At 46.2% G+C, this 13,644-nt stretch carries 13 protein-coding genes and 1 tRNA gene; 11 read left to right on the plus strand and 3 right to left on the minus strand.

The window, feature by feature from the left end; genetic code table 11:
• Positions 1-2: 2 nt before the first annotated feature.
• The 6 genes from prmC to ybaK all read left to right on the plus strand — a co-directional run bounded on the left by prmC (position 3) and on the right by ybaK (position 5,703).
• Positions 3-860 carry a peptide chain release factor N(5)-glutamine methyltransferase gene (gene prmC, locus L3Q72_RS03705; RefSeq protein WP_275131323.1) on the plus strand — a complete coding sequence of 286 codons (858 nt, stop codon included), beginning with the start codon at positions 3-5 and terminating at the stop codon, positions 858-860.
• A gap of 41 nt (positions 861-901) precedes the next feature.
• Entirely contained in the window at positions 902-1,285 is a 384-nt protein-coding gene (locus L3Q72_RS03710) for a SirB2 family protein (protein WP_275131324.1), read from the plus strand.
• A 3-nt stretch (positions 1,286-1,288) separates the two neighbouring features.
• Complete coding sequence (locus tag L3Q72_RS03715; protein WP_275131325.1) at positions 1,289-2,098, plus strand: SirB1 family protein; 810 nt, start codon at positions 1,289-1,291, stop codon at positions 2,096-2,098.
• 22 nt (positions 2,099-2,120) lie between these two features.
• The gene (gene kdsA, locus L3Q72_RS03720) at positions 2,121-2,972 is read left to right on the plus strand and encodes a 3-deoxy-8-phosphooctulonate synthase (protein WP_275131326.1); all 852 of its coding nucleotides are present in this window, start codon (positions 2,121-2,123) and stop codon (positions 2,970-2,972) included.
• 322 nt (positions 2,973-3,294) lie between these two features.
• Entirely contained in the window at positions 3,295-4,950 is a 1,656-nt protein-coding gene (ushA, locus tag L3Q72_RS03725; RefSeq protein ID WP_275131327.1) for a bifunctional UDP-sugar hydrolase/5'-nucleotidase UshA, read from the plus strand.
• Between the two features lie 279 nt (positions 4,951-5,229).
• The gene (gene ybaK / locus L3Q72_RS03730) at positions 5,230-5,703 is read left to right on the plus strand and encodes a Cys-tRNA(Pro) deacylase (protein ID WP_275131328.1); all 474 of its coding nucleotides are present in this window, start codon (positions 5,230-5,232) and stop codon (positions 5,701-5,703) included.
• A gap of 270 nt (positions 5,704-5,973) precedes the next feature.
• Here the strand turns inward: ybaK and rluF are convergent, their stop codons facing one another.
• Both rluF and smrA read right to left on the minus strand, forming a co-directional pair.
• Positions 5,974-6,990, minus strand: a complete 1,017-nt coding sequence (gene rluF / locus L3Q72_RS03735; protein WP_275131329.1) for a 23S rRNA pseudouridine(2604) synthase RluF — start codon at positions 6,988-6,990, stop codon at positions 5,974-5,976.
• Between the two features lie 45 nt (positions 6,991-7,035).
• Complete coding sequence (gene smrA, locus L3Q72_RS03740; protein ID WP_275131330.1) at positions 7,036-7,617, minus strand: DNA endonuclease SmrA; 582 nt, start codon at positions 7,615-7,617, stop codon at positions 7,036-7,038.
• 599 nt (positions 7,618-8,216) lie between these two features.
• Here smrA and L3Q72_RS03745 point away from each other — a divergent pair.
• Positions 8,217-8,293 (plus strand) — tRNA-Pro (locus tag L3Q72_RS03745).
• 388 nt (positions 8,294-8,681) lie between these two features.
• Here the strand turns inward: L3Q72_RS03745 and L3Q72_RS03750 are convergent.
• Positions 8,682-9,026, minus strand: coding sequence for a DUF2956 domain-containing protein (locus L3Q72_RS03750; RefSeq protein ID WP_275131331.1), 345 nt, complete (start codon positions 9,024-9,026; stop codon positions 8,682-8,684).
• An 86-nt stretch (positions 9,027-9,112) separates the two neighbouring features.
• Here L3Q72_RS03750 and L3Q72_RS03755 point away from each other — a divergent pair, with 86 nt between their 5' ends.
• The 4 genes from L3Q72_RS03755 (at position 9,113) to L3Q72_RS03770 (ending at position 13,466) form a co-directional block, all read left to right on the plus strand.
• Complete coding sequence (locus L3Q72_RS03755; RefSeq protein ID WP_275131332.1) at positions 9,113-9,571, plus strand: DUF2919 domain-containing protein; 459 nt, start codon at positions 9,113-9,115, stop codon at positions 9,569-9,571.
• 103 nt (positions 9,572-9,674) lie between these two features.
• Positions 9,675-10,577 (plus strand): Dyp-type peroxidase, encoded by a 903-nt coding sequence (locus L3Q72_RS03760; protein ID WP_275131333.1) that lies wholly within the window; start codon positions 9,675-9,677, stop codon positions 10,575-10,577.
• 382 nt (positions 10,578-10,959) lie between these two features.
• Positions 10,960-12,093, plus strand: coding sequence for a flagellin (locus tag L3Q72_RS03765; RefSeq protein ID WP_275131334.1), 1,134 nt, complete (start codon positions 10,960-10,962; stop codon positions 12,091-12,093).
• 242 nt (positions 12,094-12,335) lie between these two features.
• On the plus strand, positions 12,336-13,466 hold the full coding sequence (locus L3Q72_RS03770) for a flagellin (protein WP_275129907.1): 1,131 nt from the start codon (positions 12,336-12,338) through the stop codon (positions 13,464-13,466).
• Positions 13,467-13,644: the final 178 nt, after the last annotated feature.

The raw sequence follows: 13,644 nt of genomic DNA on the forward strand, positions 1-13,644 counted from the left end.
GAATGGACAATCACTCAATTCATTCCATTGAACAGACCTTAAAAGCGGCAATATCAGTTCTGCAGGAGAGTGGAACTGATTCGCCGTCTTTGGATGCGGCGGTACTTCTTTGCCACGTTCTGGATAAACCACGCAGTTACCTTCTTACCTGGCCGGAAAAAGAGCTGGACGACGATCAGCAAAAAGCTTTCCAGGCCTTGCTGGAGCGCCGGATCAATGGCGAACCTGTGGCTTATATTACGGGTGAGCGTGAGTTCTGGTCCCTTCCGCTGAAAGTTGCCCCTTCAACTCTTATCCCAAGGCCGGACACAGAAAGGCTGGTGGAGCTTGCGCTGGATAAAGCCCTGTTTATTCAGGGGCCTGTGCTTGATCTGGGCACCGGAACCGGGGCAATTGCGCTGGCATTAGCGTCAGAGCTGCCTGAGCGTCAAATTATTGGTGTTGATCTGCGTGAAGAGGCGAAGCAGCTTGCCACGGAAAATGGCAAGAGACTTAAGCTGTTGAATTGTAAATTCTATCAGGGAAGCTGGTTTGAACCGCTGGAAGATGGAACAAAGTTTGCTTTAATTGTGTCGAACCCGCCATATATCGAAAAAGACGACCCGCACCTGACACAGGGCGATGTTCGTTTTGAACCCATTTCGGCACTGGTTGCTGAAGAAAAAGGCCTGGCGGATATCAGGCATATTGCCACTCATGCTAAAAGCCACCTCCAAAATCAGGGATGGCTGCTGTTTGAGCATGGATTTGAGCAGGGTGCTGCAGTTCGTCAGTTGATGACAGAACTGGGTTACACCAATGTCTGTACAGAACAAGATTATGCGGGGAATGACAGGGTTACCCTCGGGCAGTTAGTGTAATTGTTCATCTCCGTATACTAAAAAAGAATAAGCGAGAAATAATGTATTTTGCTCTGAAACATATTCACCTTTTATCCATTGCCCTGAGTGCAATATTACTCTCTGTCCGCTATGCGCTTATCACCATGGAGTCGGACAAACTCAATGCAAAAATTCTCAAAATTGCTCCCCATGTTGTAGATACGGTTCTGATCCTGTCAGGTGTCGGCCTGGTTATTAGCATGGGCTTTGTTCCTTTTACACCGGGTACAGAGTGGTTTACTGAAAAAGTAACCTGCATCTTAGCCTATTTCGCACTGACTCTTTTTGTTGTGAAAATTGCCAAAGGCAAGCTGATCCGCGCATTCGCATTCTTCGGCGCACTAGGCTGGCTGTTTATGGCAGGCAATGTTGCAGTATCAAAAGTTCCCGCATTAATGGGGTAAAAGATGTTTAATTTAGTCGATGAAGATTTAGATAATATGGAGCTGGTGGAAGGCGCACTGGCTTTGAATGTATCCATTAATCCTGAAACCAATCATCACTGGGTAGAGCAGGAACTAAAGCGTCTGCTGAGCGAAGCTGAACTGGCTCTGGTTTCAGAGCAGAATGAAAAGCAGAGATTTGAATCTTTTCTTCGCCTTTTCTACCACGAGTGGAATTTTCAGGGAGACACGGAGGCGTACTTTGCGTCAGATAATGTCTTTATGGATAAAGTGTTAGAGAGAAGAAAAGGGATCCCGGTCAGCCTGGGTTCGCTGCTGCTCTACTTTGGCCGTCAGCTTGGATTTCCTGTTGAGGGCGTCACTTTCCCTACACAATTTATTGTTAAAGTCAGCTGGTATGAAGAGAAGCCGGTCTATATCAATCCCTTTAATGGTGAGTATGTGCCGGAAAAAGTCCTTCAGGCGTGGCTGATTGGTCATGACGGGCCGCTGGCGAAGCTGGAGCCTTCTCATCTGGAGTCTGCTGATAACCCGACGGTTATCGGTCGCTGGCTTGCCATTATTAAGAGCGCACTTTTAAGAGAAGAGCGTTATACTCTTGCTTTAAGGTGTACGAATCTGGCGCTGACCTTTGTACCTGATGATCCATATGAAATCCGCGATCGCGGCTTTATCTATCAGCAGCTTGACTGCCATCAGATAGCCATCACGGATTATGAGTTTTTCATTGATCAATGCCCTGAAGATCCGGCAGCCGATCTGCTTAAAGCGCAGCTTAAAGCAATGAATGAAAGCTCGGTAACCATACATTAATTAATCAATCTGAGAGAAGAAAATGGAACAGAAAATCGTTCATGTTGGTGATATTCCTGTCGCAAATGATAAGCCATTCACCCTGTTTGCAGGTATGAATGTTCTGGAGTCCCGCGACTTAGCGATGCAGATCTGTGAGCACTATGTGAAGGTGACAGATAAGCTGGGTATTCCTTATGTATTTAAGGCTTCTTTCGATAAAGCGAACCGCAGCTCTGTTCACTCTTATCGTGGACCAGGCCTGGAAGAAGGCATGAAAATCTTCCAGGAACTGAAAGATACCTTTGGTGTGAAAATCATTACTGATGTTCACACAGAAGAACAGGCTCAGCCGGTATCGGAAGTGGTTGATGTGATCCAGCTTCCTGCGTTCCTTGCCCGCCAGACAGATCTGGTTGAGGCGATGGCGAAAACAGGTTCTGTAATTAATGTTAAAAAGCCTCAGTTTATGAGCCCTGGTCAGGTTGGCAACATTGTAGAAAAGTTTGCTGAGTGTGGTAACGAGCAGGTGATTCTGTGTGAGCGCGGCTCTTGCCACGGTTACGACAACCTGGTTGTGGATATGCTTGGTTTTGGTGTAATGAAAAAATCATCAAACGGCAGCCCGATTATTTTTGATGTGACTCATTCACTACAGATGCGTGATCCTTCTGGTGCCGCTTCCGGTGGTCGTCGTGAGCAGACGGTTGAGCTGGCCAAAGCAGGCCTGGCGACAGGTATCGCAGGTCTGTTTATCGAAGCGCATCCAAATCCTGATAAAGCTCGATGTGATGGCCCTTCAGCACTTCCTCTGGACAAGCTGGAGCCATTCCTGGCTCAGATGAAAGCGCTGGATGATCTGATTAAAGGTTTTGAACCGATTGATATTAAGTAGTTTTTACTGCAAAACTATAGATTGAAAAACCGGCGCTCGCCGGTTTTTTTGTGCCAAAAAAATGTGTTACACAGCATAGAATAAACACATACTGAAACATATTCAGGTTCAGCCCCATTTCCGGATGCTTTTTTGCAGGCAGTCACAGTTTGTTTGTCATATATCTGTAATATTCGCAACACAAATACTTCATCCGTCTGATGTTGAAATTCTTTTGTTTCTATAGCAATACTAGAAATATAACGAATGTATTGGTTGGATGAATTATAACTTAAGTATTCGAAAGAGTGCTTTAACAGATCGATAAATAAAGGTAATGACAATGAAGGAACGCCTGATTCTTAAAACTGCATTAAGTGCAGCTATTCTTGCGACGCTAGCCGGTTGTGCTTCTGGTCCTCAGTGGGAAGAAGATCAGACTTATAAGCTAACCATTCTGCATACTAACGACCATCATGGCCGCTTCTGGCACAACAAGTATGGTGAGTACGGTATGGCTGCTCGTAAGACTCTGGTGGATGACCTGCGTGAAGAGATTCGTGCGGAAGGCGGCAGTGTATTACTGCTTTCTGGTGGTGATATTAATACGGGAGTTCCAGAGTCTGACCTTCAGGACGCAGAGCCGGATTTCAAAGGCATGAACATGCTTGGTTATGATGCAATGGCTCTGGGTAACCATGAATTTGATAACCCGCTCGAGGTGCTTGAGCAGCAGATGGATTGGGCTAACTTCCCTATGCTTTCTGCGAATATTTATGATAAGGAAACCGGCAAGCGTAAGTATCAGGCTTATCAGATGTTTGAAAAGCAGGGTATTAAGATTGCACTTATCGGTCTGACAACTGAAGACACAATGAAGATCGGTAACCCAGAGTACATCAGTTCACTGGACTTCCGTGATCCGAAGGAAGAAGCGAAGAAGCTGATTGCTGAGATCAAGAAGACGGAAAAACCAGATCTGATTTTCGCGGTAACTCATATGGGTCACTACGCTAACGCGATGAGCGGCGTAAACGCACCGGGTGATGTTGCTCTTGCCCGTTACCTTGATGAAGGTGACCTGGACATGATTGTGGGTGGTCACTCACAGGAGCCTGTCTGTATGGAAGGCCCTAACATGTACAATAAGAACTTTAAGCCGGGCGAATCTTGTGAACCGGATAACCAGAACGGTACCTGGATTGTACAGGCGCATGAGTGGGGTAAATATGTTGGCCGTGCTGACTTTGAATTTATCAATGGTGAACTGGAGATGGTTAGCTATAACCTGATCCCGGTTAACCTGAAGAAGAAGATCAAGGTTGATGGTAAGAAGAAGCGCGTATTTATTCAGGATGAGATTGCACAAGATGCTGAAATGAAGGCATTCCTGCAGCCTTATCAGGATAAGGGTCAGGAGAAGCTTGGTATCAAGGTAGCAGAGACGAATGGCCGTCTTGAAGGTGAGCGTAATATCGTTCGCTTTAACCAGACTAACCTTGGCCGTCTGATTGCGACAGCTCAGATGGAGAGCGCAAAAGCTGACTTTGGTGTGATGAACTCTGGTGGTGTGCGTGCGTCAATGGATGCTGGTGATATTACTTACAAAGACGTTCTGACTGTTCAGCCGTTTGGTAATGCGATTACCTTTACTGATATGAAGGGTAGCGAAGTTATTGATTATCTGAATGTTGTAGCGACTAAGCCGGTGGATTCTGGTGCTTACGCTCAGTTTGCAGGTATTTCTATGACGGTTGCTGACGGTAAGGTGAGTGATGTCCTGATCGGTGGTAAGCCGGTTGATATGAATAAGATTTACCGCTTCACTGTACCAAGCTTTAACGCTGCTGGTGGTGACGGTTATCCTAAGCTGACTGGCCACCCAGGCTATGTAAACACTGGCTTTGTTGATGCAGGCGTGCTGAAAGATTACCTGGAGAAAAACTCTCCGATTGATGTTAGCAAGTACGAGCCTAAGGGTGAGATGGTTTATAAGTAAGCTTGACCATTAAAGCTGAAAAAACGTAAATTAAAGCGGTCAGAGTTTTCTCTGGCCGTTTTTTTTGGGCGCTTATGGTTTCGTGGGTGCAGGACAACATGTAGGAATTAAACATAAATACGTGACCCATTTTAGTCCGTCACTGACTAAATGTACTTGATTCCACAAACCGCTCAAGACATCCATGTTCGCTTAAACTTGGCCATCCATGGCCCAAGTATGTTTGTTCCATCAAGTACATTCAGTCAGTAAAGCGCTAAGAAAGAAGAGTAATAACAAATGACTCCGGCAATAAATCTATTAAAAAAGAAAAAAATCTCTCACGTACTACGCCAGTATCAGCATGATCCAAACTGTCAGAGCTATGGTATGGAAGCGGCTGAAGCTTTAGGGATGGATCCGAAGCAGGTGTTTAAAACTCTGCTGTTTAGCGTTAATGGTGAAGCAAGAAATCTGGCGGTGGCAATTATTCCGGTGGATGAGAAGCTGAATCTGAAGCAGGCGGCTAAGGCGATGAAAGCGAAAAAAGCGGATATGGCGGATCCGGATATCGCTCAGAAGGTGACGGGATATATTGTTGGTGGCATAAGCCCTCTGGGACAAAAGAAAGCACTGCCGACGTTTATAGACAGCAGCGCTGAAGCTCAGGAGACGATTTTGATTTCAGGAGGAAAGCGGGGACTGGATATTGAGCTTGCCCCGCAGGATCTGATTGTGGTTACGCGTGGAGTATATTGTCAGTTAACCGCATAGAAGTCTGCTTGTGACTTCCGAACTAAAAGCGAGCTCTAAACCGTTCTCCCCCTTTGACCCGATAGCTAAGAGATCGGTGATGTTGATAGAAGGGGGAGTTAGAGGGGGTTGGTTATGCCATGCATGGTTAAACCACCAAAACTTAAACCCATGAGAAACAACCCCTCCCAGCCTCCCCTTCGATGTTACTTCTTCGAAAATCCGGCCTTTCGAGACTAAGGGGAGGAGCATTCTCTGTCCCCTCAGATATGTGCGCTCTAATCTAGAAAGTCACTTTTTCAGGGATAAAGTACCGGTCACTCTTTTTGCAGGCCTTTTAGCAGGCTTTGAGCCTGAAGAGGGCTTGGAATCCGATCTTGCCGGTTTTCCGGAAGAACGCTTCTGTTCGTTACGTTTTTTCGGAGAGTGCCTGAATTCATCTGCACCTTTACCGCTGTACGTACGATGCTTTGGTTTCTGGTTGCGTCTTGCTGTTGAAGTCTGGTTCTCATCGCGGCTGTCGAAAAGCTTGGCATCGGTAGCTTTTCGGATTCTTCGTCCTTCACCGTCCACTTTAGATGCCTCTTCGGTTCCCACTGAGTCTTCACTCATGCGCAGTATTTCTGCCACTTCCTCATCGCTCAGGTAGCGCCATTGACCGTTTGGAATGCCGTCAATGGTGATGTTCATAATGCGTACCCGGCGAAGTTTATAGACTTCATAGCCCAGAGCTTCACACATACGGCGGATCTGGCGGTTAAGTCCCTGAGTCAGAACGATGCGGAATGAGAATTTGGTTTCCTGAGTGACTTTACATGGCAGCGTCACTGTATCCAGAATTTTAACTCCGGAAGACATCTGCTTGATAAATTCTTTGGTGATCGGTTTATCTACACGAACCACGTACTCTTTTTCGTGGTTGTTGCCTGCGCGCAGAATCTTATTGACGATATCACCGTCGTTGGTCAGGAAGATCAGGCCGTCTGATGGCTTATCCAGTCTGCCGATAGGAAAGATGCGTTGTTTGTGCCCGATAAAGTCAACGATATTACCCTGAACATCGCGTTCTGTTGTGCAGGTGATACCGGTTGGTTTGTTCAGGGCGATATAGATTGGTTTCTCTTTTTTCTTCAGAGGGTTGCCGTCTACCAGTACGTCATCGCCAGGCTGTACTTTGGTGCCCATTTCAGGCACTGAGCCGTTGATGGTGACCCGGCCCTGATCGATTAAGCGGTCGGCTTCGCGGCGGGAGCAATACCCTGTTTCACTAATAAATTTATTCAGGCGTTTAGCAGTATCTTGTGACATGTTTTTTCTCTCTAACGTTTCACAACGGTGAAATCTCTAAAATGGTTAACCCATACGTTTTTGGTGGCGTTCTCTGTTTTCCAGCTTTTTCTCATCGCTTTTACGCAGCATAACGTACACAGCACCGCTGCCACCGTGATGCCTCTGAGCGCTGTGAACACACATGACATCCTTAATCTGGCGAAGCCAGTCGGCGGCGTAGCTTTTCATTAAAGCAGGCGGATTTGAACGTTCGCCTTTGCCATGGACTATGATTACGGTCCGGATATCCATTCTCAGGCACTGTTTCAGAAACTTAACCACTTCGTCTCTGGCTTGCTCAAGTGTTTTCCTGTGCAGGTCGAGCTTCGCCTGAATAGGGTATTTCCCTAAGCGTAACTTGCGGTATACGCCATCCTGAACACCATCTCTTTTAAACTCGATGATGTCCTCAGGCTTAAGCATTGGAGCATTGTCAAGCGACAGGTATTCAGGATCCTGTTCACTGAGCCAGACGGCGGCTTCCCTTCTTGCTATGTGGGCTTCAGTAACTTTGTGTTTTTTCTGGTGTTCAGCAGTATCTTGCGTCAGGGGTTTGACATCCCCCATCATTTGCTGAAATAAATCTAGATCATCTTCGTGAGACATAACTTCATCTCGAAACAGAACGGCTTTGGCAGAGTATACCAAGATATTTTAAATTCGGCGCATAGAAAAACCGGAGTAAATATTTAAATTTACTCCGGAGCAATAGCTATAATTGCTAAGCGATCTAGTGAGGAGATTTGTCACTCACGCCCTCGCATATGAACAAACACAGGAAATAGCATCAAACTAAGAGCGCTTATAACTATCGTTCATGATGGCTATCGGCATATCCCAAAAAGGAGTGCGAGCTAACGTTCCATGTTATCCTTCAGCAAAGAATGTGAAGACAGGTATTAACTTAGAGCGAGTTAGCGTGTTTAGTCATGATCTGGATCAAGTGGCTAGAATAGGTTAATAAATTGTTTTTATTGTTGTGTTTTTAGTCACGTTTTGGGTGCAAAATGACCGATAAAACTTTTTTGTAAAAAAACTGACGAAAAGGGCTTGCGTCTCTGTCAAGAATCCGTAATATACGCATCCGTTCCAACGAACAACACATTATCGGTGAATAGCGCAGTTTGATAGCGCATCTCCGGCTTTTAGGAATAGCGGACCAGAGGGCGACCCTCTAGCGAGCTCCTAAGCAAAACAGACATTATCGGTGAATAGCGCAGTTTGGTAGCGCATCTGGTTTGGGACCAGAGGGTCGGGGGTTCGAATCCCTCTTCACCGACCATATTTAAGACCTCGTCATATGACGGGGTTTTTTTATATCTGTAATAACTGGTTCAGGATCAGAGGGTCGGGGACGGGCTTTGCCCTATAGCGTAATAGGGTTAACTCTTATACACAAATATTAAAGTGACCAGAGAACGGTTCTCCCCCTTGAGTGAAAAGCCTAACTGGTTGATAAAGCTAACAGAAGGGGGAGTTAGAGGGGGTTGGTTATGCCATGCATGGTTAAACCACCAAAACTTAAGCTCATGAGAAACAACCCCTCCCTGCCTCCCCTTCGATGTTACTTTTTCGAAAATCCGGCCTTTCGAGGCTAAGGGGAGGAGCATTCTTTGGCTCCTTAAACTTGTGTATAAGAGTCAGGGTAATAGGGCTATAGGTATGAGCCCCTAAACCTGCAAATAGGCAAAAAATCCCATCCAGCTAATAACCAAAAGTGCCCAAGGCAACATACTATTCGACGTCCCGGTTGATGCCTTTGTTTCCACCGTCTCAACCTGACTTTCTTCCGTCACTTGCTGCCGGATCTTATCTTTGCGCTCTTTCTTTTTCGCTTTATCAGCCAGTCTGGCTCTCTCTTTCTGCTGCTTTTTGTATTGGGCGATCCCTTTTTCGATGCCCTGCGCGATAAGTTTGGTCTGCTCTTTTGTCTGCCCCGGTTTTTGTGTGGCTTTAGCTATTTTCATCGCTTCGGTTTGTGTTTCTGCGGATATTGGAGTTTTGTTTTTGGCCATACTTAATTATTTTTTATCTGATAGAAGGAATGTAAACTTGCGCTATCATAGCGCATCAAAGCCTAACAAGCATCAGGGTGTATTAAGTGCAGTATTCAATTGAGCAGTATGACAAGCATGGCTTTCTTCAGGTGCCGGTATGGTTATCGCTAAGCTGGTTTTTTCTGGCTAAGGCCTGGGTGGTTTTTATTATGGCCGGAGTCAGCCGTGATGCCGGGGTTAAGGTGCTGGAAGTGATTTATCCGGTAACCTCCACTTTGTATATAGGTTTGATAGTTGGAGCTCCGGTGTTGATTTTATTTTGGCTGCTTGGTCTTCGGCATCCGGACCGGAAGTGGGTTTTGAAGGTGATTCATTACGGCAGGGCTTTAACGATAAGCGTGACACTGGCCCAGATTGGGCTTTCGGCTTATCAGGTCTATCTGGATGGCGGACGCTTTAGCTGGGCAAATGCATTATCCCTGCTTATGCTGTTCTGGATTCTTATTTTTGTGATGAGAAGTCGGAGGGTAAGGGATTGTTTTCGCTCACCTTTGCTTAACTAAGAATGTCTATTGTATGACTAAAATCAATGTGATCCGGGCTTTGCGGTATACACTAGAACCTTAAACAAACGTTTACCCCCTTAATAATAAAGAGAGAAAGAGTATGTCAGTTTATCAATCTGCAATTGTCCCGGAAGCAGGGCCATTTGCATTATATGTTCAACTAAAAGTTCGTTCAGAAGCAGCAAAGGTGCTTGCTCAGGTTAAGTTGCTTCCGCAGTTAGTAAAAGAGCTGAACGATACTCAGCCAGGCGCAGACCTTACGGTTTCCGTCGCTTTTGATCATGGCTTCTGGTCTCAGACAAACCAGGCAATGCCTGAGGAGTTAATTCCTTTTGCTCCTTTAGGTGAGGGCGAGATCACCGCTCCGGCAACCGATGTGGATATGATTATTCACTGCCATTCAAACCGTCATGATCTGCACTTCTATCTGCTTCGCAAGCTAATGGCTGAGATTTCTGAATTTGTCGATGTGGTGGATGAGACCTACGGCTATCGCTACCTTGATGCCCGCGATATGACGGACTTTATTGATGGTACAGAAAATCCGGAAGGAGATGAGCGTGCAGAGGTAGCCATTATCCCTGAAGGTGAGTTCGCTGGTGGCAGCTATGTTCTGGCTCAGCGTTTTATTCACAATCTTCCGGCATGGAACCGCCTGTCTGTTTCTGCTCAGGAGAAGGTGATTGGCCGTACTAAGCCTGATTCTGTTGAGCTTGATGATGTTCCTGCTGCGTCGCATGTGGGCCGGGTGGATATCAAGGAAGAAGGTGTTGGCCTTAAGATTGTACGTCACAGCCTGCCATATGGCTCTGTTTCCGGCGATCACGGTCTGCTGTTTATCGCTTACTGTAATACGCTGCACAATATCAAAACCATGCTGGAAAGCATGTACGGTGTAACAGACGGTAAGACGGACCAGATGCTGCGCTTTACCAAAGCGGTGACGGGCGCTTATTTCTTTGCTCCGTGTGAAGAGATGCTGCAAAAGGTTGAAATCGCTTAATCCATTTACTGTTGTCATCCCCGCGGAGGCCTGACTCTTATACATAAGTTAAGGAGTCAAAGAACGCTCCTCCCCTTAGCCTCGGAAGGTTGGGTGTTCGAGGAAGTAGCATCGAAGGGGAGGTTGGGAGGGGTTGTTTCTCATGAGTTTAAGCTTTTGTGATTTAACCATGCATAGCATAATCAACCCCCTCTAACTTCCCCTTCTATTAGCTTTATCAATCAGTTAGGCTTTTTCACTCAAGGGGGAGAACTGTTCTCTGGCCTCTCCATCAAATTGTTATGCTCTGTTCCTGCAATATAAAAATCCTCTAAAGTTTCCCCACTTTCCGCCGATACCAGCCTGAAAACCCATTTTTTATTGTTTTGTTTAAAAGGCATCCATGGCTGTTACCGTTAATACCAATGTTCCTGCATTGATAGCACAACGTAACTTAGGATTGGCATCACATAAGCTGAGCCAGTCCCTTGAGCGTTTGTCTTCAGGAAACCGTATTAACAGTGCAAAAGATGACGCTGCCGGATTGCAGATCTCCAATCGTTTAGAGTCTCAGATGAGCGGCCTGGATATGGCGGTGAGAAATGCCAACGATGGCATTTCCATTATGCAGACGGCGGAAGGGGCAATGAAAGAGACAACCAGCATACTTCAGCGTATGCGGGATCTTTCTCTGCAGTCGGCCAATGGTTCTAACAGTAAAGCGGACAGGGTTGCGCTTCAGGAAGAGATGTCAGCGCTGGACGATGAACTGAACCGGATTGCTGAAACCACCTCCTTTGGCGGAAGAAAGCTTCTTAATGGTAATTTTGCCAGTGCTTCTTTCCAGATAGGAGCGGGCTCTGGTGAAGCGGTTCAGGTTGGCCTGAAGAATATGCGTTCTGATACCCGTGATATGGGCGGTATCTCCTATGTGGCAGAAGGGATGGCTGATAAGAGCTGGAAAGTGAAGGACGGAAAGAATACGTTCAATATGTCATTTACTAATGCTCAGGGCCGGGAAGAGAACATTCAGATTAAAGCTAAAGCGGGCGATGATATTGAAGAGCTGGCTACTTATATCAATGGTCAGACGGATGCGGTTTCTGCTTCGGTTAATGAAGACGGGCAGCTGCAGATATTTATGGCCGGAGATCGTGCCGGTGGCGCTATCAGTTTTAGTGGTGGCTTGGCAAGCGAGCTCTCCATGGCCGGTCCCGTGTATGAAACGGTGCATGATTTAGATATCACTAGCGTGGGTGGTTCGCAAAGGGCGGTATCGGTTATTGATAGCGCGCTGAAATTTGTAGATAGCCACCGTTCTGAGCTCGGTGCATATCAGAACCGTTTTGATCATGCGATTAATAATCTGAGCAATATCCACGAAAACTTAGCCAGCTCCAAGAGCCGGATAAAAGATACCGACTTTGCCAAAGAAACCACCGCCATGATCAGGCAACAGATACTTCAGCAAGTAAGCACTTCGGTTCTGGCACAGGCAAAACAGACGCCTAACCTTGCTTTGAGCTTGCTTGGGTAGTTTTTACAGGTTCCTCCTTTCGACAACAATCAGCAAAACTTTAGTTATTATTTATCCTTTTTTATCGGTTTTCTGCTGTTTCTCACGATAAATACCCCAAACGGATTTTTTTATAAAAAATCGAAAAAAAAACCTAAAGGAATTCTGAACCGAGCCGTTAATGAAAGTATCTTTGAGAGAACTACTTGGTTTTCCGAGACGTCGGAAACCGCTAAACCGGAAAATCAATTGGAGAAATCACCATGGCAGTTAATGTAAATACCAACGTAGCAGCAATGACAGCTCAACGACACCTGAACAGTGCAGCTAACAACCTGAATGGTTCAATGGAACGTTTGTCTTCTGGCTTCAAAATCAACAGCGCAAAAGACGACGCAGCGGGTCTTCAAATCTCTAACCGTTTGAACGTACAGAGTCGCGGTCTGGATGTAGCGGTACGAAATGCAAACGACGGCATCTCGATTGCTCAGACAGCAGAAGGTGCGATGAAAGAGACCACCAACATCCTGCAACGTATGCGTGACCTTTCACTACAATCAGCGAATGGCTCTAACACTAAGGCAGACCGTGTAGCGATTCAGGAAGAGGTTGTGGCACTGAATGACGAACTGAACCGTATCGCAGAAACCACATCTTTCGGTGGTAACCGTCTGCTAAACGGTACTCACGGTACTAAGTCATTCCAGATTGGCGCAGACAACGGTGAAGCGGTAATGCTTCAGCTAAAAGACATGCGCTCTGATAACGCAATGATGGGTGGCGAAAGCTACAAAGCAGAAAATGGTCAGGGTAAAGACTGGAAAGTATCCCAGGACTCTACTTTCACCATGAGCATGACTGACAAGTTCGGTGACCTTCAGGAAATCACAGTAAACGCGAAAGCGGGTGACGATATTGAAGAGCTTGCGACTTACATCAACGGTCAGCAGGATCTGGTAAAAGCTTCAGTCGATGAAGAAGGCCGTCTGCAGGTATTTGCAGGTAACAACAAGGTTGAAGGCGATGTATCCTTCGGTGGCGATATTGCCGGTGAATTGGGCATGGGTGGTCCGACAGCAGTAACGGTTGATACTATCGATGTAACATCAGTAGGTGGTTCACAGGAAGCGGTAGCGATTGTGGATGCGGCCCTGAAATATGTAGACCAGCACCGTTCAGAGCTGGGTGCATTCCAGAACCGATTCGACCATGCGATTAACAACTTAGACAACATCAACGAAAACGTGAATGCGTCTAAGAGCCGAATCAAGGATACAGACTTCGCGAAGGAAACCACTTCGATGACCAAGTCTCAGATTCTGCAGCAGGCTTCTACTTCTGTGCTGGCACAGGCGAAGCAGGCACCAAACTCAGCACTAAGCCTGCTAGGTTAATAGCCGGAAATAGTGCAAGGCGGACATTAACGCCATCCTGCGAAAGCAGGAACTCTAAAAGCCCGGGCCGCCGGGCTTTTTTCTTGCGTATAATTTATCCAACCAGTAAGAAATAAAGCAGAATTTCACACTTTATATTGTTTAATGACTCAGAATATTGGATCATTAGCGATTATTT

The organism is Vibrio sp. JC009 (assembly GCF_029016485.1).
GTDB lineage: Bacteria > Pseudomonadota > Gammaproteobacteria > Enterobacterales > Vibrionaceae > Vibrio.

Excerpts from the sequence above, each read along its gene's own strand:
- L3Q72_RS03715 (WP_275131325.1), top strand. The coding sequence starts at position 1,289 with ATGTTTAATTTAGTCGATGAAGATTTAGATAATATGGAGCTGGTGGAA.
- L3Q72_RS03765 (WP_275131334.1), top strand. The coding sequence starts at position 10,960 with ATGGCTGTTACCGTTAATACCAATGTTCCTGCATTGATAGCACAACGT.
- rluF (WP_275131329.1), bottom strand. The coding sequence starts at position 6,990 with ATGTCACAAGATACTGCTAAACGCCTGAATAAATTTATTAGTGAAACA.
- kdsA (WP_275131326.1), top strand. The coding sequence starts at position 2,121 with ATGGAACAGAAAATCGTTCATGTTGGTGATATTCCTGTCGCAAATGAT.
- L3Q72_RS03760 (WP_275131333.1), top strand. The coding sequence starts at position 9,675 with ATGTCAGTTTATCAATCTGCAATTGTCCCGGAAGCAGGGCCATTTGCA.
- L3Q72_RS03770 (WP_275129907.1), top strand. The coding sequence starts at position 12,336 with ATGGCAGTTAATGTAAATACCAACGTAGCAGCAATGACAGCTCAACGA.
- ybaK (WP_275131328.1), top strand. The coding sequence starts at position 5,230 with ATGACTCCGGCAATAAATCTATTAAAAAAGAAAAAAATCTCTCACGTA.
- prmC (WP_275131323.1), top strand. The coding sequence starts at position 3 with ATGGACAATCACTCAATTCATTCCATTGAACAGACCTTAAAAGCGGCA.
- L3Q72_RS03750 (WP_275131331.1), bottom strand. The coding sequence starts at position 9,026 with ATGGCCAAAAACAAAACTCCAATATCCGCAGAAACACAAACCGAAGCG.
- smrA (WP_275131330.1), bottom strand. The coding sequence starts at position 7,617 with ATGTCTCACGAAGATGATCTAGATTTATTTCAGCAAATGATGGGGGAT.
- ushA (WP_275131327.1), top strand. The coding sequence starts at position 3,295 with ATGAAGGAACGCCTGATTCTTAAAACTGCATTAAGTGCAGCTATTCTT.
- L3Q72_RS03710 (WP_275131324.1), top strand. The coding sequence starts at position 902 with ATGTATTTTGCTCTGAAACATATTCACCTTTTATCCATTGCCCTGAGT.